This window comes from Pseudomonas sp. RT4P38 (assembly GCF_054897765.1).
This window is the reverse complement of the sequence record NZ_CM142703.1, coordinates 3,698,796-3,720,178: the sequence shown is the minus strand read 5'-3', so window position 1 is coordinate 3,720,178 and position 21,383 is coordinate 3,698,796. Positions and strand designations below refer to the sequence as shown.

Here is a 21,383-nt window from a genome sequence, read left to right as displayed (position 1 = left end):
AATGAACAGGAGCTCCCATGCAACTTAAAGACAATTCGCTGTTCCGCCAACAAGCCTACATCGACGGAGTTTGGCTCGACGCCGACAGCGGCCAAACCCTCAAGGTCAACAACCCGGCCACCAATGAAATCATCGGTACCGTGCCAAAAATGGGCGCGACCGAAACCAGGCGCGCCATTGAGGCCGCTGATAAGGCACTGCCGGCCTGGCGTGCCTTAACAGCAAAAGAGCGCGCAGGTAAGTTGCGCCGCTGGTTTGAATTGATGATTGAAAACCAGGACGACCTGGCACGTTTGATGACTATTGAACAGGGCAAGCCGCTGACGGAATCCAAAGGCGAAATTGTCTATGCTGCCGCGTTTTTCGAATGGTTTGCGGAAGAAGCTAAGCGCGTTTATGGCGACGTTATCCCAGGCCATCAGCCTGACAAACGACTGCTCGTTATAAAGCAGCCTATTGGGGTCACTGCTGCGATTACCCCTTGGAATTTTCCATGCGCAATGATTACTCGCAAGGCCGGGCCAGCCTTGGCTGCCGGTTGCACGATGGTGCTCAAACCGGCCTCCCAGACCCCCTACTCCGCCTTGGCGCTCGCTGAATTAGCAGAACGTGCCGGCATTCCAAAGGGTGTGTTCAGCGTCGTCACTGGCAGTGCTGGAGACGTCGGCGGTGAGCTGACCAGTAATCCGATCGTTCGCAAACTCAGCTTTACCGGCTCTACTGATATCGGTCGCCAATTGATGGCTGAATGTGCCAAGGACATCAAAAAAGTGTCCCTGGAGCTAGGCGGGAACGCCCCGTTCATCGTATTTGATGATGCCGATCTGGACGCAGCCGTAGAAGGCGCACTCATCTCCAAGTATCGCAACAACGGTCAGACCTGTGTTTGTGCAAATCGTCTGTATGTTCAGGACGGTGTGTACGACGCTTTTGTCGCGAAGCTCAAGACGGCAGTAGCTAGGCTGAATATCGGCAACGGGTTGGAAGAGGGTATTACGACCGGCCCACTGATTGACTCTAAAGCAGTCGCCAAGGTCGAAGAGCATATTGCGGATGCGGTTAGCAAGGGTGCCAGAGTAATTGCCGGGGGCAAACCGCACGCCTTGGGTGGCACCTTCTTCGAGCCGACCATTCTGATTGATGTCCCTCGAAATGCGCTGGTCTCCAAAGACGAAACTTTCGGCCCCCTAGCACCTGTATTCCGTTTTAAGGATGAAGCAGAAGTCATCGAACTCTCCAATGACACCGAGTTCGGCCTTGCTTCTTACTTCTACGCGCGAGATATGAGTCGCGTCTTCCGTGTGGCCGAAGCGTTGGAATACGGCATGGTAGGGGTCAACACCGGCCTGATTTCCAATGAGCTTGCACCTTTTGGAGGGGTCAAAGCTTCTGGGCTGGGCCGTGAAGGCTCAAAGTACGGTATCGAAGATTACCTAGAAATCAAATACATCTGCCTGGCCATCGAGTAAGGCGCTACAGCCCGTCAACATAATGGATTTCGTTGATGGCGGTAGCACCGCCATCAGCATTTCTTACGTTTAAAATCAGCACTGCTTCTCCCCAATTGGCGCGCAGTTATCCCCCTGTTCAAAAACCAGTCTCTTCCCCAGCGAGTCGTTCACAACCCAGTCCCTCCTGCACCTCTAAATCAACGATTTTAAAACACTTCTCAGTCGAGCTGGGCGCACTTTTTGCCTGAGGAAGAATCTCCCATAAGTAGTCAGGCCTGTTATATGGCTCCCAAATGAACGGTGAGATAGTGCCGTCCAAGGAGCAAGTATTACGTTTCTGTTTATCGCCCGTAATTGGATAAAGCGATGGCCGTTGATTGGTGTGATGGGCAAAAGTCTCCCAGACTCTTTGCCCGACCAATCGCGTAATTATCTCTATAGGTGAATCACCCCCTAATGCAACACCGATGACACCTTATAACAATTCTAAAAACTCAGCAGATTGGCGCTAGTAAGTCTTGTCCGCATTGGCCGACAAACATACTCAGTGCTGATGGAGGCACGATGACCAACAGTCAAAAAATCTCACTAGAAGACGCTCCACTAAACGCCTTTCACAAAAAACTGGCGGTTTACTCTTCTGGTGCGCCATTCCTTGACGGCTACATCCTGAGCATTATCGGTGTCGTCATGGTACAGCTCAGCCAAGCGCTGCAGTTGACCACTCTGCAAGAAGGCATGGTAGCGGCAGCTTCGTTAGTAGGGATGTTCTTCGGTGGCTTCGTCGGTGGTCTCTTTACTGACCGTTTAGGTCGAAAGACGATGTACGTACTCGTACTCGTAGTCCTTGGTCTGTTCTCTCTCTGTCAATTCTGGGTCGCCTCGGCCTGGTCGCTAATTACGCTGCGCCTTATGCTTGGTATCGCAATAGGCGCCGACCATCCGCTTGCGACATCGCTTCTCGCAGAGTTCCTACCAAAAAAGCAGCGGGGGTCGATCCTGGCGTCACTGGTAATGATGTGGTTCGTGGGTGCCGCAGTGGCGTACATTGCCGGAGAGCTCATCCTTCGTACAGCAGGCCCTGAAGCGTGGCGTTGGGCTCTGGCAAGTGCCGCAGCTCCTGCACTACTGTTTTTGATCATGCGTGCTGGAACGCCTGAATCTGCACGTTGGCTTTTGAGCAAAGGCCGAGTTCAGGAAGCTGATCAGGTGATTAAAAAAGTCTATGGCAATCAGTGGTCTGTTCACAACCTGCCCGAGAAAACGCCGGAGCAAAACGTGTCGGTGTGGTCACTGTTCCATTCCAATTACGGAAGACGCATCTTCTTCGTGAGCATTTTCTGGACTTGCTCGATCATTCCCCAGTTCGCGATCTACGCCTTTGCTCCCAAGATTCTGAACACCATGGGGCTGACCGGCGAACTGGCAGCTTGGGGCGCAGTCGCAATCACGGTGATGTTCGTCTTTGGCTGTCTGTTGGGCGTTAAACTGATCGACCCTCTGGGGCGTCGCAACATGCTTATGCATAGCTTTCTTTGGTCTGGCCTCGCACTACTGCTGCTGGGGCTTTACCCGGAGAGCGGGACTATGCTGACTCTGGCTCTCTTTGGTAGTTACGCCCTGTTTATTGGGGGCGCTCAAGTGTTGCAATATGTTTACCCTAACGAGCTTTTCCCGACTTCGATTCGCGGTACCGCTGTCGGGTTGGCAACCTCTCTATCGCGTATAGGCGCAGCCATCGGCACATACTTTGTTCCGTTGTCTCTGGACAGTATTGGGATTGGAAACACAATGCTCGTGGCATTCGGTATATCCATGGTGGGGCTGTTTTTTACTTGGCTAATGGCTCCAGAAACGCGCTCTCTGGATCTGCATCAGGCCAGTTCGGTTCGCTGCTGAAACTATCCAACTGGTGGGAAGCTCGCGCTCCGCGAGCCCTCCCCCTTCGTGAGCTAGCATCTTCAACGCCAACCCCGTATTCGTCAGGTAGAGAAAATGGCATTCAAAAGAACAATTCACGCTGTAGACACTCACGCCGGCACCCCTATGCGTGTCATCACCGGCGGCGTCCCGAACATCCCAGGCAATAGCGTTTACGAGAAGATGAAATGGCTTGAGGAAAATGATGATCAGCTGCGCAAGTTGATGCTGCGAGAGCCGCGTGGCTATCCAGCACATTGCTGCAACATTATCGTGCCACCGAATCACCCGGAAGCCGATGCTGGCTACATCATCATGGAGCAAATCGAATACCCAGTGATGTCGGGAGGCAACACCATTTCTGTGGTAACCGTTCTTCTCGAAATGGGCATGCTGCCTATGAAAGAACCGGTCACCGAACTGACACTTGAAGCTCCTGCCGGATTAATTCGGATTAAAGCGGAGTGCAAGGATGGCAAGGTAAAAGGTGTAACTTTCAAGAACGTGCCTGCCTTTGCCGCTCACCTCGATGCCATTATCGACGTTCCGTACCTAGGGAAGGTCAAAGTAGACGTGGGCTGGGGCGGGATGTTCTATGTCATCGCTGATGTTCGTCAGTTCAAAGATCTGCAACTGATCCCTCAGCACGGCGCTGAAATCGCACGTATCTCCTCCATGATTCGCCAAGCTGCCATTGAACAGTTGCCTGTGGAACACCCGGACTATCCTGGCGTAGGCATCACTATTTCGCAGTTGTCTGGCCCGTCCGATGACCCTAATGCCGATTGGAAAAACGTAGTGACCATGGCCTCTGGAGATTTCTCTTGGGACGATAAAGCAACTTGGACTGGAGCCCTGGATCGCTGCCCATGCGGCACTGGTACGTGCGCCAAAATGGCAACGCTTCACGCCAAAGGTGAGTTGCCACTAAATCAGGACTTTCGTCACCAAAGCATTATTGGGAATATCTACACGGGCCGCCTTATCGAAGAAGCTCGCATAGGCGACCACAAGGCTGTAGTGCCTACCATCACCGGCAAGAGTTGGATTTATGGCCTGAACACGCTTGTTCTTGACCACGACGATCCATTCACCGAAGGCTTCACGGTGGGCGATATTTGGGCCTAAACCGAATGGCGTAAGCAGCGAACCGCGCCGTTGTGAAAGAAAACGGACGTCGAGATCCGTCACTGGCTGCAGTACGTTGGTTTGCGGGCGGAGCAGACCCTATTACAAGCCCACGCGGACTGCCGATGACGCGCTCGAGTGTGGCTGAGCGGATTGCCTTGACTGTCACTGGGGCGATAAAGACGTGTCCCCAGTTGCAGCAACGCAAGGTAATCACCACACACGCCGCGTCATTCGGCAGCCATGCACCTTCTGACGGCCGGGTGGATATCACCGTCATCGCTCTATGGTTGGGCCACGAAAGCCAAGTCACCACTCACGGTTATATCGAAGCCGATCTAGCCATGAAGGAGCGTGCGCTTGCCACCATCGACCCACCCGAAATCAAGCGCGCGCTAACGTCCGACTGACGCCCTGCTGAAGTTTCTGGAATGTCTCTGAAATGCAAAATCGGCAGTGGTGGGCAACCAGGCGCGCTGCCACCATCGCCGCATACCCGTCATAACTTCCGACTGCGGATAATTGCGATTATGCCAAGCTTGGCATAATCGCAAGAACTGGCTCTTCACGGGATCGCTACGCAGTGGAAAAACGCGCGGCCGCGATCATGAGTTTGATCAGTCTGCGCGGCTGAATGGGTAGGATCCGTATGCATACTTGAAGGATGTACTCACGCGCCTGCCGACGCAGCGGGCGAGTGAAATCGATCAGTTGCTGCCGCATAGTTGGCGCCAGTCTAATCAGGCAAGGCTTGATGCCTGGACGCATACGAAGGGAAGGTATAATGCATAACATCCCAGTCATACCCATGCTAGCTGCGAAATGCTATAGCAGATATCGGTTTTACTTATCAGGCAACATGAGCAGAACTTTAGCGCAGTTCCGCATGAGAGCTGATCCACAACACCGTTGCGTCTTCTGCTGTGCCAGAAACACATGCATGCCCCATGGTGCTGTCGAAATAGCAGGAGTCTCCTGCCCCCAAATGCAGGGGAGCATAACCATCGGTATGCAATATTACTTCTCCGGTCAGGACATAGATCAGCTCTTCGCCATCATGACTCAGTAGTTGTGGAAACTCAGCACGGTCATGGGCTCGGATAGTCGTCACCAACGGAATAAAGCGTTTGTCCGTCATGTCGGGATGCAAAATTTCATAGTTGTACTGGTCTGTGCGGTGCGCAATACCTTGTCCGCGACGCGTCACACTTCTTCTCCCCGACATTGAGGCTTTTGCAGCCGGGCTGAAAAGCTCGCCCACCTCAATATTAAGTCCTGATGCCAACGCAGCAATTTTTTCGTACGTCGGCGAGAGTTGGCCATTTTCGATCTTTGAAAGCGCAGATGCGGAGATGCCACAGCGCTGGCTCAACTGCTGCAGGGTCAGGTCAGCGTTGCGCCGCAGCATGCGCAGTTTGCCAGCAAGCACACTGCTGGAAAGCTCGGGGGCAACGAACGTCAACGTATTTTCGGAGTTTTCTGAGGTCATGGCAGGCGTTCCGCGCAACAACCGTTCGAGCAGAAGCCCTAGACGAACAGGTTACTTTGCGCTATAAATTTCCTATACGAAATATAAATGTAGGATAAGCACATTATCCCCGGCAATGAGTGGAGCATAGCATGCGAGTTCTAACTAACCACCAAACGGCAGCTCACCTGCCTTTCGACGGTTTGATCGAGGCTCTGGAAGGGTTCTTCAGAGAGGGTTGCGAGGTGCCGCTGCGGCACAATCATGCCATTGCTGGCGACAACGCCTCACAGGACGGCATCCTGCTCCTGATGCCTGCATGGCAACCAGGCAAGCGCTTGGGGGTGAAGACGGTCTCGATTTTCCCTGACAACCACTCACGTGGCCTACCAGGGCTGCACTCAGTGTTCATTCTGTATGACGCCACCACGGGCGCCCCCCTTGCAATCCTCGACGGTGATGTCATCACCTCCCGGCGTACCGCAGCTGCTTCGGCGCTCGCGGCGAAGTGGTTGAGCCGGCCGGACGCCAGCACATTGCTGGTAGTTGGTGCCGGACGCGTTGGGAGCCTGTTACCAGAAGCTTATCGCAGTGTGCGCCCGATTGAGCGAGTACTGGTCTGGGATCGTAACGCCGAAGCAGCCACCACAATGGCCACCCACCTGCGCGGGCAAGGCGTTGATGCCCTGGCAGTGGATTGCCTCGAAGATGCAGCCCGCACAGCTGACATCATCACCTGTGCGACGCTTGCCACTGCCCCGCTCATCCTGGGCCAATGGCTCAAACCCGGCACCCATCTGGACTTGATTGGCGGCTTCACTCCAGCCATGCGCGAAAGCGATGATGAATGCCTGCGCAAAAGCACAGTATTTATCGATACAACCGAAGCGTTGCTCAAAGCCGGCGACATCCTCACCCCGATTGCCAACGGTGCGTTCAGTGAGCAGCAAGTGGCAGCGACCCTGGAGCAATTATGCCGTGGGCAGCACGCCGGCCGCACCGATGCCGAAGAGATTACCGTATTCAAAGCGGTGGGCACTGCCTTGGAAGATCTGGCTGCGGCGTCATTGGCATTCGACGCGTTCGAAGCAACCGTCGCATAAGGGGTCAACACCTCGACAATCAGCAGCAGGTTACCTGTGCGCTGAGGTGGCCAAAATGGCTATACCCGCTTGTTATCTGGGGACTCGAAAATGGAATCATCCAATCATTACGCTGTTGTGGGCGCCGGCATCATTGGCCTGTGCACCGCCCTGGAACTGCTTCGGCGCGGCAGCCAGGTAACGTTGCTTGAGCAAAACGCTCCCGGCATGGGAGCTACGTACGGTAACGCCGGGTTTATCGCCACCGAGCTGATCGAACCTTTGGCCAACGCAGAAAACATTCGCAATGCGTGGTCATTGCTCAAAGACCCCCATGGCGCCTTGTCTGTACCTGCAAAAAACTGGCAACAAAGCCTGCCGTGGATGATCCGCTTCGCGTTATCCGCTCGTCATAACTCGGTGGTAAAAGGCCGGGAGGCATTGGCGAAACTACTGAAACCCGCGGTGCCCGCGTGGCAAGATTTATTGGGACGCGAGGGGCTGACCGAACACCTAGTGCAAACCCATTACCTGCGCATATGGGAAAAGGCCGAAGGGGCTGAAGCCGCTCGTGCAGAGCAGGACTTTTACTCCGCCTGGGGGATTGCCGCCCAGTTTGCGGACAGCGAACAGGTAGTAGCGCTGGAACCGGCTCTGCGCGGTCGCGTTAATCATGCCGTTCTGCTGCCCCACGCACATCGGGTCAGTGACCCCTATCGCTTGAGTCAAGCCCTGCTGGAGCGCTTCATCGCCCATGGGGGCGTATTACTGCAGGAGCAGGTATTAGCGCTGCGCCCGGTCGCAAACCATGTGGAAGTGCTGACTAACGGCGGGCCGCGCACGTTCAACAAAGCCATTGTTTGTACCGGTGCACATAGCGCGAAGTTGCTGCAAAAGCTGGGTATAAGCGTGCCGCTCATGGCCGAGCGCGGTTATCACCTCAACTTGCCGAGTGTACAAGGGCTGATCAACGGCCCTATCTGCTCGGCCGAGCGCAACGTATTTATCTCCCCATTGGAAACAGGCCTGCGGATAGTCGGTTTCAGCGAATTGGGTGGTTTGAAACTCCCTGCCAACCCGGCTCGCTATCAGACCCTTCGCCATCATCTTGGCTCGCTCTTGCCCCAGACGCAGTCCCACCTGGCGCAAGCGGGAGAATGGATGGGGATGCGGCCTACGTTGCCTGATTCGTTGCCGGTCATCGACACCCATCCCAATTACCCAAACATCGGTTTCGCCTTTGGCCACCAACACGCCGGACTGACGTTGGCCGCGATCACCGGCAAGCTCATCAGCGACCACATGAGCGGTGCGAAGGTCGGACTCGACCTCAACGCTTACCGCGTTACCCGATTCTAGTTCTGCCCCAGAACCGGATATTCCGAAGCGACACTATTAATAACAATAGGCACTTTGTATGACCCAGCACATCAGCATCAGGAAATTCCTCTCCCTTTCGTTCTTTCTGTTTTCGATGTTTCTGGGGGCGGGAAACATCATCTTTGCCCCTCCTCTGGGCCAGGCCGCTGGGACTAACACCTGGGTCGCGATGTCAGGGTTTCTGATCACTGGGGTAGGCTTGGTGCTTCTGGCAATCACTGCGCTGTCAATCGCCGGCGGTACTATTGACACGCTGGCAGGTCGGGTAGGCCCCCGTTTCGCCAAGGTCTTTTCGCTACTGCTGTTCATGACCCTCGGCCCTATCTACGTGGTGCCTAGGACTGCGGCAGTGGTATATGAAATTTCCATCACTCCCTTCGTCGCGCAAGACTGGGCTTTGATGGCATTCTCAGTGTTGTTTGTCGGTCTCTCTGTTTACCTCGCGCTGGAGCCGAAAAAACTCGTTGATCGCCTGGGTAATGTGTTGACTCCCACGTTTATCATTCTGCTGCTGATCATCGTGCTCAAGTCGTTGGTTACGCCGATAGCCGACTTCGCAGAGCCTTCAGGTGATTACATAAACCACGCATTTAGCCGCGGTTTTACCCAGGGTTACTACACCATGGATGTATTGGCGGCATTTGTCTTCGGCAAAATTTTCCTAGACGCTGCCAAGCTCTACGGCGTTGCACCGCAGCAGTTGTCCAAGCTGTTCGTGCGGGCAGGCATCTTCGCGGTGACTGGTTTGGCGGTAGTGCAGTTGTCTTTGGCAGGCATGGGTGCGAGCAGTTTTGCGGTGCTGGGTCTGTCCACCAACGGTGGTCAGGCGCTGACGCAGATTGTTGACCTGCTACTCGGCAACACCGGCGTCATGATGCTGGCGGGGATTATCTTCCTGACAGGCTTGACCACTGCGGTCGCTTGCCTTGCTGCGGTGTCTGAATACTTCAGTCGGATTTTTCCGGTACTCAGTTATAAATCCTGGAACCTGGTATTGGGTCTGCTTAGCCTAGTGATCACCAATTTCGGGCTGGTCTCGATCCTTCATCTGGCCTCGCCTATTCTGCTGTTGCTTTATCCTATCGCGATCACTCTAGTTGCATTGGTATTTCTGAACCGTTTCTTTAAAGGGCATCAAGCCGTGTACGTCGGCGCGGTAACGGGTGCCGGGGTCATGGGGTTAATTGATGCATTCAATGCATTCGGCATGATTCCGTCCGGCATGACGGCCATTTTGAACGAGGTAGTCCCACTGTATACCAGTGGTTTAGGTTGGATCGTTGCGGCGACGCTGTTCGGCCTGATGGGGCTCGCGACGATCCCGCTGGCCCGTGGTCGCGTCTTTCACAATGCGCCCGTTGCGTAAGGTGTTCCACGCAAGCGTCGACCCATCGGGTTGACGCTTTGATCAGCCTTCATTTGTCAGAAATGGCAAGCCGGCCCATAGGCTTTGCGGGACACAAACCTTTCCATCGAAAAGCAGCCGTGCCGTGCGGATCATCCCGCGATCGCCCTTATCGACCGGGCTCGGAAGGTGTGTTCGCCGGCCCCTTACGATTCTCGTCCGTGCCCCCTCTTCCTCGCTAACTAAAAAGAGCCCTCGAACAGACTGTGTGAAAACACACTGACAGGCCCTAGACCAAACGCCCCGACTTGTTCGGGGCGTTTGTTTTTTGCGCTGTAAAAGGCCTTTCAACCCATCAGTTGCATCATTTTTCGGGCACCCAGAACGGCAACAGCCCGCTTGAGGTTGTAGGCAGTCACAGCCAAGGCCATTTCAGCTCTCGCCCCGTCAAGTTGTCGCAGCAAGAACCGCCCGTTTCCAAACAGCCATTGTTTGAGGTTCCCAAACGGGTGCTCCACGATGGATCTGCGCCGTTCCATCATCTCCGGATGCAGTTGCATCCGCTGCGCCATACGCTCAAAGGCTTCCTCTTACCAGTGGTGTTGCTTGGATTGATGCTAAGGGAGCCTGGGCGCGGATACCTCGATCAACTTCACACGAAATCGGCGCAGGCAAGCCTGATGGGCACCATCCGCTACATCCGCTCACATGAGGCCCTTTCGCATATCATGAAGGGGGCCACTCTATATTTGTTCTGGGGATGGGGGATCGTGTGGTGGCTACCGGCCTATCTCTCCAGAGCATACGGGCTGTCCACTGGCGCTGCTGGACAAGTCATGGGGCCCATACATGCCATCGGCGGCACCTCGCTCATGTTCGTGACAATTGCCCTCATGGCATGGCTGCGAACCAGGTCTGCAAGTTGGCAGGCGTTATATGTTGGTGGCGTCGCGGTGCTTGCCACCATTCCTTGCGTACTGCTGTTTACCTTTTCCACAGATGGGAACTACCTCATTTTCCTCTGGATGTTCGTCCCGTCCATTTACGTGTATCTCGGCCCGACTACCGCACTCATTCAGAATTATCTTCCGCCTGAAATGAGAGCTAAGGGCTCAGCGATCTATATGTTCAATTCGAACATCTCATGTCTGGCAGCAGCCCCTTTGATCATCGGAGCGGGATCAGACATGTTGCAGACACTCGGCGCGGACTCCCTTCAATCGCTGCGCATTATGTTGGCAGGCATCGCATTCTTTGGTCTTTGGTCAGCCTTCCATTATTGGTCGGCTGCACAGATCATCCGGGCACGCGACACGAGCAACACCTAAAGCACTCGAATTGCACTGCCCAACAGAATGAGAGATCTGTTCATTGTTCCGGAAGTGATGAAAGCGTTCACCATCGCCTTTACCGTGTCGGCGATTCGCACGCAAACTTGAAGGAGGCCTCACACGCCCGTCAATACTACGAGCGAGTGAGAATATTGAATCGCAGAAGGTAGCTGAGATTCAAATGCCACCGTGCCAATGGCTGTCTCAGTCACGCAAGGTGAATTAGACAAACGCTTCTTCATCGAAAACGCCGAGAGCCAGCGTTGAGTTGATTTAGGCAATTAGCGATAGTTGTAAGCACTCTCATTGTGTTCGGCCAAGTCCAGCCCAATCTCTTCGACATGCTCGTCCGCGCGCAATCCAATCAGCGCCTTGACCACTTTCAGAATGATCCAGCTGACCGCAAAGCAATAAACCACAGTGAACAATACACCTTTGATCTGCGCGACCACTTGGTCACCCATGGTCACGCCTTCGACTAGACCGCCAAGCGACGGTACGCAAAATACGCCGGTTAATACAGCGCCGATCATCCCGCCAATGCCGTGCAGGCCAAACACATCGAGGCTGTCGTCATAGCCAAAGCTTTTTTTCAGCACCGTGACACTTAGGTAACAGAACACGCCACACAACAGGCCGATTGCCAAAGCACCGCCGACACCGACATACGCACACGCTGGCGTAATGCCGACTAGGCCGGCCAAGGCTCCGCTGGCCAGGCCCAGCGCACTCGGTTTTCCGACCCTGAACCACTCAGTGAACATCCAACCGAGAATACCGGCACAGGCGCCCAGTTGAGTGTTGAGCATGACGATGCCCGACAGAGCGTTTAACCCGCCACCAGAGCCGATATTAAAGCCGAACCAACCGACCCAAAGCATTGCCGCACCGACCATGGTCAGGCTGAGATTATGCGCAGGCATTGGCGCGTTTTCGTATCCTTTGCGCTTGCCCAGAATCAAACATGCTGCCAACGCTGCGACGCCAGCGTTGATGTGCACGGCTGTCCCGCCAGCGAAATCCAGCACCCCCCAGTTATGCATCAAGGCACCCGCCCCGCCCCAAACCATGTGCGCCACCGGCGCGTAGACCAGGGTAAACCAGATCGCCATGAACAGCAGCGCAGCGGAGAACTTCATGCGCTCAGCAAAGGCACCAGCAATCAGCGCAGGAGTGATGATCGCGAAGGTCATCTGGAAAGTCACGAACACGCTCTCGGGAATGTCGCCCACCAGGCTTTCTGGCGTCATGCCTGACAGAAACGCACGACTCAAGCCACCGACGAAGCTATTGAAGCTGACCTCGCCCTCAACCATGTTGGTGGTGTCGACCACCATGCTGTAGCCATAAATCACCCATAACACGCCGACCAGTCCGGCGATACCGAAGCACTGAGTGAACAGTGACAACATATTCTTGGCCCGCACCAGACCGCCGTAAAACAGCGCAAGGCCCGGGAGACACATGAACAGCACCAACACTGCTGCCGTGACCATCCACGCGGTACTACCGGTATTAAGTGTTGGTGCATCGGCAGCCTGGGCCAGAGGAATGAGGGCGCCGAGCGCCAGTAATGCAAGAAGGGATTTGCCGATTAGACGGTTTACCATTTTCGAAGCTCCTGCAATGAATGGAAAAGTGTCTGGCAGAAAGCGAGGTAGAAGTGACGGGCCTTGATGGCCTCTTCGAGGAAGTAATTAGAAGTCGAAGCATTTGTAAAAGCGCACTCGTCAGCGACAATTCCTATCGCGGGCCAGCGCGCTCAGAGGTGGTTAGCGTCTCAATACTGCTTTCCTGGAATCCACGAGGTTCCTGCCAGCGGCACCCGGGCCATTGCTGCCGATTCCACAGTCAATGCCACCAAATCCTCGGGATCGAGGTTATGCAGATGGGATTTACCACAGGCGCGCGCCATGGTTTGTGCTTCAAGCACCAATACGCGCAAATAGTTGGCCAATCTGCGTCCGCCCTCGACCGGATCGAGACGTTTTGACAGCTCCGGGTCTTGGGTGGTGATACCTGCAGGGTCACGGCCGTTCTGCCAATCATCATAGAAACCGGCAGCAGAACCGATTTTCTTCAGTTCCTCGTCCAGACGCGGATGGTTGTCGCCCAGAGCGATCAGCGCCGCCGTACCGATGGCCACTGCATCAGCGCCAAGCGCCATGGCCTTGGCCACGTCAGCACCGTTGCGGATACCGCCGGAGACGATCAGTTGCACTTTGCGGTGCATGCCCATTTCCTGCAGTGCCTGCACTGCCTGCGGGATAGCTGGCAGAATCGGGATACCAACGTGTTCAATGAATACCTCCTGAGTTGCCGCAGTACCGCCCTGCATGCCATCGAGCACGATCACATCGGCACCGGCCTTCACCGCCAGCTTGACGTCGTAGTAAGGGCGGCTAGCACCAATTTTCACGTAAATCGGTTTTTCCCAATCGGTGATTTCGCGGATCTCGGCAATCTTGATCGCCAAGTCGTCTGGCCCTGTCCAGTCGGGGTGGCGGCACGCTGAGCGCTGGTCGACACCGATCGGCAAAGTCCGCATGCCTGCAACACGCTCGGTCACTTTCATGCCCAGCAGCATGCCGCCGCCACCCGGTTTAGCACCCTGACCCAGCACAATTTCGATGGCATCGGCCTTGCGCAGGTCATCCGGGTTCATGCCGTAACGCGAAGGCAGGTACTGATAAACCAGATGCTGCGATTGACCACGCTCTTCCGGAGTCATGCCGCCGTCACCGGTGGTAGTGCTGGTGCCGGCGATAGTGGCGCCACGACCCAGGGCTTCTTTGGCATTGGCTGACAGCGCGCCGAAACTCATGCCCGCAATAGTCACCGGAATCTTCAGGTGAATGGGATTCTTGGCGAAGCGGTTACCGAGGATTACATCAGTGCCGCACTTCTCGCGGTAGCCTTCCAACGGGTAACGGGAAACGCTAGCACCCAGCAACAACAGGTCGTCGAAGTGCGGCAGCTTGCGCTTGGTGCCGCCGCCGCGAATGTCATAGATGCCGGTTTCCGCAGCACGCTGAATTTCTTGGATGGTCAGGCGATCGAAGGTGGCCGATTCGCGCAGGACTGGAGGGGTTTTCTCGCTCATGTTCTTGCTCCTGAATCAGTACGCTGAGGCGTTATCGACTTTGAAGTTGTACAGCTGACGGGCCGAGCCATAGCGCTTGAAGTCCGACGCTTTCTCGTTGAAGCCGGCTCGGTTCAGCAGCTCCTGAAGCTCTTCGATGTGTTCGACACGCATCTCTTTGGCAATGCAATCCGAGCCTAAGGACTCGACCTTTCCTTTGACGTAAATGCGGGTTTCGTACAGCGAATCACCCAGTGCATCACCCGCGTCGCCGCAGACCACCAAGCGCCCGGCCTGGCCCATGAAGCAACTCATATGACCGATGCTGCCACCGACAACGATGTCGATGCCTTTCATGGAAATGCCGCATCGGGCACCAGCATCACCTTCAATCACCAGCAACCCGCCATGGGCAGTGGCGCCGGCCGCTTGCGAGGCGCTACCTTTGACTCGAACGTAGCCGGACATCATGTTCTCGGCGCAGCCCACGCCGACATTGCCATGCACAGTCACCGAGGCTTTCTGGTTCATGCCCGCGCAGTAATAACCGGCGTGGCCTTGAATATCGATGGACACCACTTCATCGACGCCAACCGCAAGATTGTGTGCGCCGTTGGAGTGGGTCACCACCCACTCGCGATCTTCGAGATTCTTAGCCTGATCGTGCAGGGCCTGATTGAGGTCGCGCACGGTAGAGGTGGAAAGATCGATAGTTTTCATATGAGTGCTCCTTAAGCCGACTCGCGTTCCCAGATGTACATGGTGGCGGGAACGGGTTCCCAGACTTTGGCTTTCTCGATACCTGGCAGGCTCGACAACGCTTGATATTCCGAGGCCATGGCAACGTAGTCGTCGGTCTCGGCGAGGATCGCCGGCTTACAGGCGATCGGATCGCGGATCACTGCAAAACCGTTGCGGGTGCCAATAGCGAAGGTGAAAAACCCATCCAACGCTTCAAGCGAACTGTCCAACGCGGTCTTCAAGGAGTCACCTTGCTGCAGGCGCCAGGCCAAGTAACCGGCCGCGACTTCGGTATCGTTTTCGGTGTCGAAATTGATGCCTTCGCGGCGCAGTTCTTGACGCAGCCGGAAGTGATTGGACAGCGAGCCGTTGTGCACCAGGCACAGGTCGGCGCCGGTGGAAAACGGGTGGCTGCCTTCCATGGTCACGGCGCTTTCGGTGGCCATGCGGGTGTGACCGATGATGTGGCTGCCCTTCATGCTGCCCAAGCCGAAGCGCTCGGAGATTTCTTTGGGCAATCCCATGCCCTTGAGAATTTCGATGCTCTTACCGGCGCTCATGATGCGCACGGTCGGTGCCAGTTCGCCCAATGCAACGCGTACGGCGGCTTCTTCAGCCTTGATCTTCAGCACAATCGCGCTGGCGTTTTGAAACCAGTCCAGCGATGCGCCGAGCTTGCCTTCAAGCGCCGCAATCAGAGTCTTGAAGTCGTACTCTTCGGTGGTGGCCTGCAGGGTCAACTTGACCCAGCCATCCGCTACTTCATCGCCGTAGATGGCAAAGCCGGCACTGTCCGGGCCACGGTCGGTCATGGCTTCGAGCATGGGTTCGAAGAGCTTGCCGAGCTGTGATTCCAGCGCCAGGTTTTTCAAGTAAAGACCCACGATTCCACACATATTCATATCTCCTGGGCAGAAGACGCCCAACCCATTAGCTGGGCGTCAGAAACAGTTGGTTAAAACGGAAGGATTAGAAAAACTCGGTGTAGCGCTTCACTTCCCAGTCCGAGACGTGGCGGCTGTACTCCACCCACTCCATGCGCTTGAGCTTGATGAACTCACCGACAATCTCTTTGCCCATCACTTCGGCAAAAAGCGGATCGGCTTCCAGCGCATCGCAGGCTTCCTTGAGCGATTGCGGCAAGGTTTTAATGCCCTTCGCCGCAATGGCTTCCAGCCCAAGGCTGTAAAGGTTTTCATTGCAGATTTGATCGGGCATCAACTGGCGCTCAATGCCGTCCAGTCCCGCAGCGATGATCGCGGCACTGACCAAATACGGGTTGCAGCCGGCATCAGGCAGACGGAATTCGAGACGGCCATAAGGCACGCGAACCATGGCCGAGCGGTTGTTTGCGCCAAAGGCGATGAAGGCTGGTGCCCAAGTTGCGCCAGACAGCGAATTGCCGACGACAAGACGCTTGTAAGAGTTAACGGTCGGTGCAGCAAAGGCACACAGCGCTGGGCCATGGGCTAGAAGTCCGGCGGCGAAGTGATAGGCCAACTTCGACAACCCCATACCGTTCTTGTCGGAAGCATCGAAGAACAGGTTCTTGCTCTCGGCGCTGGCAATGGAGAGGTGAAAGTGCATGCCGTTACCAGCACGCCTAGGATCGGGTTTAGGCATGAACGAGCAAATCATGCCCAGATCATTGGCGATCTCACCGGCGGCCATGCGAAAGAACGTGAATCGGTCAGCCGACTCCATCGCGTCGCTGTAGGTGTAGTTGATCTCGAACTGGCCATTGGCGTCTTCATGGTCAATCTGATAGATATCGAAACCCACTGGCTGGAGCGCTTCGGTGAGTTTTTCGAGAAACTCCCTGGAACGCGACAACCCTTTATAGTCATAACAAGGCTTGTCCAGAGTATCGCTGGCGTCGACCAATTGGAGCTTACCGCTGTTATCCCGACGCATAAGATTGAACTCGGGCTCCAGGCCCGTGTTAAGCGTCCAGCCTTTCGCCTTGAGCCGTTCTACTTGCTGCTGAAGGACGTAGCGAGTGTCGTAGGGCCATGGCTCGCCATTGACGTGACCAATGCAGACGATGCGGCCATAGCCTGGTTGCCACGGAACTGGCGTCAGCGTTGACAGATCGCCCTTGGCCATAAAGTCTGGGCCGTGTGGCTCCATACCCATTCCGCTAATCGCGAAACCGGCGAAACCAGCACCACCTTCTGCAACCATCGGAAGACCGGAAATCGGTACCGACTTCGTCTTGGCAGAACCATGGATATCCACGAACTGCGCCAGCACGTATTTGATCCCGTGCTGTTCAATCAGGCGCTGAGTCTCTGCTGGTAACATTTTATCTATGCTCCGTATTCCGACGAGGAAATTTACTTTCCCTTTGGGAATGCAAGGTGCTTGCCAAAATCGTATTCCTGGATCATTTCGCCGTTGGCGAAAGATTTTTTTCTGTTTATATGGGAATATTGATTTCCCGACAGGAATACTGACCGGGCTACCTTACACAGAGTTTTACGTTTCGCACATTCCCAGTGCGAAATATTTTTTACTGAGCGGAAACAGTGCGCACGTGATGAATATGCCAACCGAAACAAAGCCGAAATTGAAGCTTGAGCAATACTTAGGCATTGAGATAAAGCGGCAGCGGCAGGCTCAAGACCTAAAACTTTCAGACGTCGCACGGATTGCAGGTATCAGCCAGGGCATGTTGAGTAAGATCGAAAACGCTCAAGTGTCCACCAGCCTCGACAATCTGAGCCGGCTATGCGACGTGCTGGGTATGCCAATGTCGAAGCTGTTTAGCCAGTACGACCAACCAGGTAGCAGCGCGCTGCTCGTCAAGCGTGATGACGGATTGGAAGTCGTACGCAGAGGTACCGAGAAAGGGCATACCTATCACTTGCTCAACCACACTCGCGGGCCGAAAAAAAGCTTCGAGGCGTACATGGTTACCATGGACGACGCCAGTGAAGAGTTTCCGACCTTCTCCCATCCCGGTACGGAGTTTCTGCACCTGCTGGAGGGCGAACTTGTCTATCGCCACGGTAACCAGCTGTATCACATGGAGGCTGGGGACAGCCTGACCTTCGATGGCGACATCCCTCATGGCCCGGAAGAGCTGGTGAGGGTGCCGATTAAACTGCTGTCGATTATGAATTATGGGTCGCAGGCGGAGTAATCTAAGCCACTGATTAACCCGCAAGAAAGCGTTTACAGCGCTGATCTCCCCCCACCATCATCCAGGCGTATCCACAACCGCATTGCGGGCGTGGGCCGCCTCGGCCGCCAGACGTAGCAAAGTCAAATATTCCTGACAGTTAAAAAAGTTTCCATATAATTCTGGACTCGCAGGATTCTTTCGCCTATAAATCCGCACGAAGAATAATTAATTCTCAAGAGGAATTTTTATTCATATCTTAAAACATTTTTCACCCCTGAATTTCAACCTGCTTTCAGCTGCCGCCATATCTCTGAGGACACGTGATGCAACACGAAAAGAACCATTTCATTCTCAAAATCAGCTGCCCGGCGACCTCCGGCATCGTTGCGGCGATCACCTCATACCTTGCAGGCAACGCTTGCTACATCGGTGAAATGGCGCAGTTCGATGATGAATTCAGCGGCAAGTTCTTCATGCGTGCGGTGTTCCGTTTCAACGACGGTCACGTCGGCGACATCGCGCAGTTAAAGGCCGGTTTCGATGACGTCGCCAAGGGTTTCGATATGCAGTGGGAACTGCACGATACCCGCGAGCCTATGCGCGTGCTGCTGATGGTCAGCAAATTCGACCACTGCCTCACCGATCTCCTGTATCGCTACCACAAAGGCGAGATGGACATGAACATCACCGCCATCGTCTCCAACCACCTCGACTTGCGCCCAATGGCCGAGCGTGAAGGCATTCGCTTCATCTACCTGCCGGTGACCAAGGACACCAAGGCTCAACAGGAAGCCGCGCTGATGAAAGTGGTCGATGAAACCGGCACTGATCTGGTGGTACTTGCCCGTTACATGCAGATCCTCTCCGACGATCTCTGCAAGCAGATCTCGGGTAAAGCCATCAACATTCACCACTCGTTTCTGCCCGGTTTCAAGGGCGCAAAGCCATACCACCAAGCGTACGAGCGTGGTGTAAAACTGATCGGCGCCACCGCTCACTACGTTACCAGCGATCTGGACGAAGGCCCGATCATAGAGCAAGAAGTACAGCGTGTTGATCACGCCTATCTGCCAGAGGATTTGGTAGCCATTGGACGCGACACCGAAACCGTGGCGCTGTCCAAGGCGGTGAAATACCACCTTGAACACCGTGTCTTCCTTAACAAGGACAGAACGGTGATTTTCCGATGAACACCTCCAAACTGATCGATGGGAAAGCTGCCGCCAATCGCATCATGACTTTGGTCAAAGCCGATGTCCAACGCCTCAAAGCCGATGGCATCGAACCTGCGTTGGCGGTAATTTTGGTTGGCCAGGATCCGGCCAGTCAGGTTTACGTTCGCAACAAAATTCTGCGTGCCGAAGAAGCCGGCATCCGCTCGCTTGAATATCGCCTGAGTGCCGAAACAACCCAGACGCAGTTGCTCAAGCTCATCGCCGAGTTGAACGATGACGACAGCGTCAACGGTATCCTTCTGCAGTTGCCGCTGCCCTCGCACATCGAGGAGCCCCTAGCGTTACAGGCCATCGCTCCGGGCAAGGATGTGGACGGTTTTCACAGCGAAAACGTCGGCGGCCTGAGCCAGGGTCGCAACGTTCTGACGCCTTGCACCCCAAGTGGCTGCATGCAGTTGCTGGAGGATGCCTGCGGAGACCTGAGCGGTAAGCACGCGGTGGTCGTCGGCCGTTCCAACATTGTCGGAAAGCCCATGGCCGCCCTGCTACTCAAGGCTCATTGCTCGGTCACCATACTGCATTCACGCAGCATGAACGCCCGGGCCCTGTGCCGTCAGGCCGACATCGTGGTCGCCGCCGTTGGCCGCCCACGGATGATCGATGCTAGCTGGCTCAAGATCGGCGCGGTGGTCATCGACGTCGGCATCAATCGCATTGATGAGGACGGCCGCAGCCATCTGGTGGGCGATGTCGATCTCGAAAGCGCCCTGCCCCAAGTTTCGGCCATTACCCCGGTACCTGGCGGAGTCGGCCCGATGACCATCGCGTTTTTGATGAAAAACACGGTGATCGCTGCCGTACAGCAAGCCCACATACAACGCAGCTCTTCGGAGGCCCCATGCCTTTCAATCTCCTGAAATACGGGCTCAGCTCGGAGTATCCCGTAGAGGTGGATCTGCCTGCGCCAAAAGAGCTCAAGTCTTCCTATGATGTGGTGATCATCGGTGGTGGCGGTCACGGCTTGGCCACCGCCTATTACCTTTCGAAGTACCACGGCATCACAAACATTGCGGTGTTGGAAAAGGGGTACTTGGGCGGAGGCAACACAGCACGCAACACAGCCGTGATCCGCTCCAACTATCTGACAAGCGAAGGCGTGCGTTTCTACGCTGAGTCGGTGCGGATGTTCGAGGGCCTATCCAATGAATTCGACTTCAACATCATGTACTCCCAACGCGGCCAACTGACCTTGGCGCACACCGATGCAACGGTGCGCTCGTTCCGTCAGCGTGCAGAGGTCAATAAGCACTTTGGTGGCCGCACCGAAATGATTGATCGTCAGCAGATTCGGGAACTGGTGCCAACGCTGAATCTCGATCCAGGGCATATCCCAGTACTCGCGGGCTTGTGGCATATGGATGGTGCCACCGCTCGTCACGACGCTGTGGCCTGGGGTTATGCCAAGCAGGCGGCCAAGCGCGGTGTGGAGATTCATCAGCTCACTGAAGTGCAGGAGCTGGTCATCGAAAATGGCACCATCACTGCCGTCAAAACTAATCGTGGCACCATCAAATGCGGCTGTGCAGTACAGGCCGTGGCGGGCATGAGTTCCCAGCTAATGAAAAAGGCCGGTATCCGTTCGCCAATCCAGACCTTTCCGCTGCAAGCGATGGTCACCCAGCCATTCAAACCTTTCCTTGACCCACTGGTGAGTTCGTCGGCCCTGCACTGCTATGTGCAGCAGACCAGCCGTGGTGAAGTGGTATTCGGTGGCGGCTCTGACCCGTACCCGCTGTTCAACACTCGCTCGACGCTGGACTTGAAGGAAAGCCTATTGGCCCACGCCATCGAAATGTTCCCGTTCTTGGCCAACGCCAAGCTGATGCGTCAATGGGCCGGAATCACCGACATGACCCCTGATTACAGCCCGATCATGGGCTTGTCGCCGGTCAAACATTACTATCTTGATGCCGGTTGGGGCACTTGGGGCTTTAAGGCCACGCCCATCTGCGGCAAGACCATGGCCGAACTTGTGGCAAGCGGTGGCAAGGTGCCAGAACTGATCAAGCCGTTCGGCCTTGAGCGCTTCTCCACATTCCAACAGGTTAACGAAATGGGCGCGACAGCGGCCAGCCACTGACGGAGAGCGACAG

At 55.3% G+C, this 21,383-nt stretch carries 17 protein-coding genes and 2 pseudogenes; 12 read left to right on the top strand and 7 right to left on the bottom strand.

Annotation, left to right across the window (positions count from 1 at the left end; all coding sequences use genetic code 11):
* Positions 1–17 precede the first annotated feature (17 nt).
* The 5 genes and pseudogenes from gabD to ACYZT7_RS17170 form a co-directional block, all read left to right on the top strand.
* Positions 18–1,469, top strand: a complete 1,452-nt coding sequence (gabD, locus tag ACYZT7_RS17190) for an NADP-dependent succinate-semialdehyde dehydrogenase (protein ID WP_462037514.1) — start codon at positions 18–20, stop codon at positions 1,467–1,469.
* A 546-nt stretch (positions 1,470–2,015) separates the two neighbouring features.
* Positions 2,016–3,350 carry an MFS transporter gene (locus ACYZT7_RS17185; protein ID WP_462037513.1) on the top strand — a complete coding sequence of 445 codons (1,335 nt, stop codon included), beginning with the start codon at positions 2,016–2,018 and terminating at the stop codon, positions 3,348–3,350.
* A 96-nt stretch (positions 3,351–3,446) separates the two neighbouring features.
* Complete coding sequence (locus tag ACYZT7_RS17180) at positions 3,447–4,499, top strand: proline racemase family protein (RefSeq protein WP_462037512.1); 1,053 nt, start codon at positions 3,447–3,449, stop codon at positions 4,497–4,499.
* Positions 4,500–4,624: 125 nt separating this feature from the next.
* A complete protein-coding gene (locus ACYZT7_RS17175) occupies positions 4,625–4,909 on the top strand; it encodes a site-specific integrase (protein ID WP_462037511.1) in 285 nt (94 codons plus the stop codon).
* A gap of 139 nt (positions 4,910–5,048) precedes the next feature.
* Positions 5,049–5,291: pseudogene (locus ACYZT7_RS17170) on the top strand (transposase domain-containing protein); the annotation flags it as partial.
* 79 nt (positions 5,292–5,370) lie between these two features.
* Here ACYZT7_RS17170 and ACYZT7_RS17165 read toward each other — a convergent pair.
* On the bottom strand, positions 5,371–5,988 hold the full coding sequence (locus ACYZT7_RS17165; protein ID WP_461959767.1) for a helix-turn-helix domain-containing protein: 618 nt from the start codon (positions 5,986–5,988) through the stop codon (positions 5,371–5,373).
* A 131-nt stretch (positions 5,989–6,119) separates the two neighbouring features.
* Here ACYZT7_RS17165 and lhpI point away from each other — a divergent pair, with 131 nt between their 5' ends.
* From lhpI to brnQ, 3 genes are all read left to right on the top strand, one after another.
* Positions 6,120–7,070: a bifunctional Delta(1)-pyrroline-2-carboxylate/Delta(1)-piperideine-2-carboxylate reductase gene (lhpI, locus tag ACYZT7_RS17160; protein WP_462037510.1), complete on the top strand. Its 951-nt coding sequence runs from the start codon at positions 6,120–6,122 to the stop codon at positions 7,068–7,070.
* Positions 7,071–7,160: 90 nt separating this feature from the next.
* Positions 7,161–8,408: an NAD(P)/FAD-dependent oxidoreductase gene (locus ACYZT7_RS17155; protein ID WP_461959765.1), complete on the top strand. Its 1,248-nt coding sequence runs from the start codon at positions 7,161–7,163 to the stop codon at positions 8,406–8,408.
* 58 nt (positions 8,409–8,466) lie between these two features.
* A complete protein-coding gene (brnQ, locus tag ACYZT7_RS17150; RefSeq protein ID WP_461959764.1) occupies positions 8,467–9,795 on the top strand; it encodes a branched-chain amino acid transport system II carrier protein in 1,329 nt (442 codons plus the stop codon).
* A 326-nt stretch (positions 9,796–10,121) separates the two neighbouring features.
* On the opposite strand, the pseudogene ACYZT7_RS17145 reads toward brnQ, so the two are convergent.
* The 6 genes and pseudogenes from ACYZT7_RS17145 to glnT form a co-directional block, all read right to left on the bottom strand.
* Positions 10,122–10,364 (bottom strand): annotated as a pseudogene (locus ACYZT7_RS17145) (transposase); the annotation flags it as partial.
* Positions 10,365–11,386: 1,022 nt separating this feature from the next.
* On the bottom strand, positions 11,387–12,715 hold the full coding sequence (locus ACYZT7_RS17140; protein ID WP_462037509.1) for an ammonium transporter: 1,329 nt from the start codon (positions 12,713–12,715) through the stop codon (positions 11,387–11,389).
* Positions 12,716–12,885: 170 nt separating this feature from the next.
* Positions 12,886–14,208, bottom strand: a complete 1,323-nt coding sequence (locus tag ACYZT7_RS17135; protein ID WP_461959762.1) for an FMN-binding glutamate synthase family protein — start codon at positions 14,206–14,208, stop codon at positions 12,886–12,888.
* 15 nt (positions 14,209–14,223) lie between these two features.
* Positions 14,224–14,907: a GltB/FmdC/FwdC-like GXGXG domain-containing protein gene (locus ACYZT7_RS17130; protein WP_461959761.1), complete on the bottom strand. Its 684-nt coding sequence runs from the start codon at positions 14,905–14,907 to the stop codon at positions 14,224–14,226.
* Positions 14,908–14,918: 11 nt separating this feature from the next.
* A complete protein-coding gene (locus ACYZT7_RS17125) occupies positions 14,919–15,824 on the bottom strand; it encodes a class II glutamine amidotransferase (protein WP_462037508.1) in 906 nt (301 codons plus the stop codon).
* Between the two features lie 73 nt (positions 15,825–15,897).
* Positions 15,898–17,232 (bottom strand): type III glutamate--ammonia ligase, encoded by a 1,335-nt coding sequence (gene glnT / locus ACYZT7_RS17120; RefSeq protein WP_462037507.1) that lies wholly within the window; start codon positions 17,230–17,232, stop codon positions 15,898–15,900.
* Between the two features lie 235 nt (positions 17,233–17,467).
* Between glnT and ACYZT7_RS17115 the strand changes: the two genes are divergently transcribed.
* The 4 genes from ACYZT7_RS17115 to ACYZT7_RS17100 all read left to right on the top strand — a co-directional run bounded on the left by ACYZT7_RS17115 (position 17,468) and on the right by ACYZT7_RS17100 (position 21,370).
* Complete coding sequence (locus tag ACYZT7_RS17115) at positions 17,468–18,073, top strand: helix-turn-helix domain-containing protein (RefSeq protein WP_462041812.1); 606 nt, start codon at positions 17,468–17,470, stop codon at positions 18,071–18,073.
* A gap of 305 nt (positions 18,074–18,378) precedes the next feature.
* Positions 18,379–19,245: a formyltetrahydrofolate deformylase gene (gene purU / locus ACYZT7_RS17110; protein ID WP_461959758.1), complete on the top strand. Its 867-nt coding sequence runs from the start codon at positions 18,379–18,381 to the stop codon at positions 19,243–19,245.
* On the top strand, positions 19,242–20,147 hold the full coding sequence (gene folD / locus ACYZT7_RS17105) for a bifunctional methylenetetrahydrofolate dehydrogenase/methenyltetrahydrofolate cyclohydrolase FolD (protein WP_461959757.1): 906 nt from the start codon (positions 19,242–19,244) through the stop codon (positions 20,145–20,147). The genes purU and folD overlap by 4 nt, the downstream gene beginning before the upstream one ends.
* The gene (locus ACYZT7_RS17100; protein WP_461959756.1) at positions 20,129–21,370 is read left to right on the top strand and encodes an FAD-dependent oxidoreductase; all 1,242 of its coding nucleotides are present in this window, start codon (positions 20,129–20,131) and stop codon (positions 21,368–21,370) included. Before folD ends, ACYZT7_RS17100 begins: the two co-directional genes overlap by 19 nt.
* Positions 21,371–21,383 lie beyond the last annotated feature (13 nt).

Bases quoted from the DNA above. Each gene is read 5' to 3' on its own strand.
- ACYZT7_RS17135 (WP_461959762.1), bottom strand. From the start codon at position 14,208: ATGAGCGAGAAAACCCCTCCAGTCCTGCGCGAATCGGCCACCTTCGAT.
- ACYZT7_RS17180 (WP_462037512.1), top strand. From the start codon at position 3,447: ATGGCATTCAAAAGAACAATTCACGCTGTAGACACTCACGCCGGCACC.
- ACYZT7_RS17115 (WP_462041812.1), top strand. From the start codon at position 17,468: ATGAATATGCCAACCGAAACAAAGCCGAAATTGAAGCTTGAGCAATAC.
- ACYZT7_RS17100 (WP_461959756.1), top strand. From the start codon at position 20,129: ATGCCTTTCAATCTCCTGAAATACGGGCTCAGCTCGGAGTATCCCGTA.
- gabD (WP_462037514.1), top strand. From the start codon at position 18: ATGCAACTTAAAGACAATTCGCTGTTCCGCCAACAAGCCTACATCGAC.
- ACYZT7_RS17165 (WP_461959767.1), bottom strand. From the start codon at position 5,988: ATGACCTCAGAAAACTCCGAAAATACGTTGACGTTCGTTGCCCCCGAG.
- ACYZT7_RS17185 (WP_462037513.1), top strand. From the start codon at position 2,016: ATGACCAACAGTCAAAAAATCTCACTAGAAGACGCTCCACTAAACGCC.
- ACYZT7_RS17175 (WP_462037511.1), top strand. From the start codon at position 4,625: ATGACGCGCTCGAGTGTGGCTGAGCGGATTGCCTTGACTGTCACTGGG.
- lhpI (WP_462037510.1), top strand. From the start codon at position 6,120: ATGCGAGTTCTAACTAACCACCAAACGGCAGCTCACCTGCCTTTCGAC.
- ACYZT7_RS17140 (WP_462037509.1), bottom strand. From the start codon at position 12,715: ATGGTAAACCGTCTAATCGGCAAATCCCTTCTTGCATTACTGGCGCTC.
- ACYZT7_RS17125 (WP_462037508.1), bottom strand. From the start codon at position 15,824: ATGTGTGGAATCGTGGGTCTTTACTTGAAAAACCTGGCGCTGGAATCA.
- glnT (WP_462037507.1), bottom strand. From the start codon at position 17,232: ATGTTACCAGCAGAGACTCAGCGCCTGATTGAACAGCACGGGATCAAA.
- folD (WP_461959757.1), top strand. From the start codon at position 19,242: ATGAACACCTCCAAACTGATCGATGGGAAAGCTGCCGCCAATCGCATC.
- brnQ (WP_461959764.1), top strand. From the start codon at position 8,467: ATGACCCAGCACATCAGCATCAGGAAATTCCTCTCCCTTTCGTTCTTT.
- purU (WP_461959758.1), top strand. From the start codon at position 18,379: ATGCAACACGAAAAGAACCATTTCATTCTCAAAATCAGCTGCCCGGCG.
- ACYZT7_RS17155 (WP_461959765.1), top strand. From the start codon at position 7,161: ATGGAATCATCCAATCATTACGCTGTTGTGGGCGCCGGCATCATTGGC.
- ACYZT7_RS17130 (WP_461959761.1), bottom strand. From the start codon at position 14,907: ATGAAAACTATCGATCTTTCCACCTCTACCGTGCGCGACCTCAATCAG.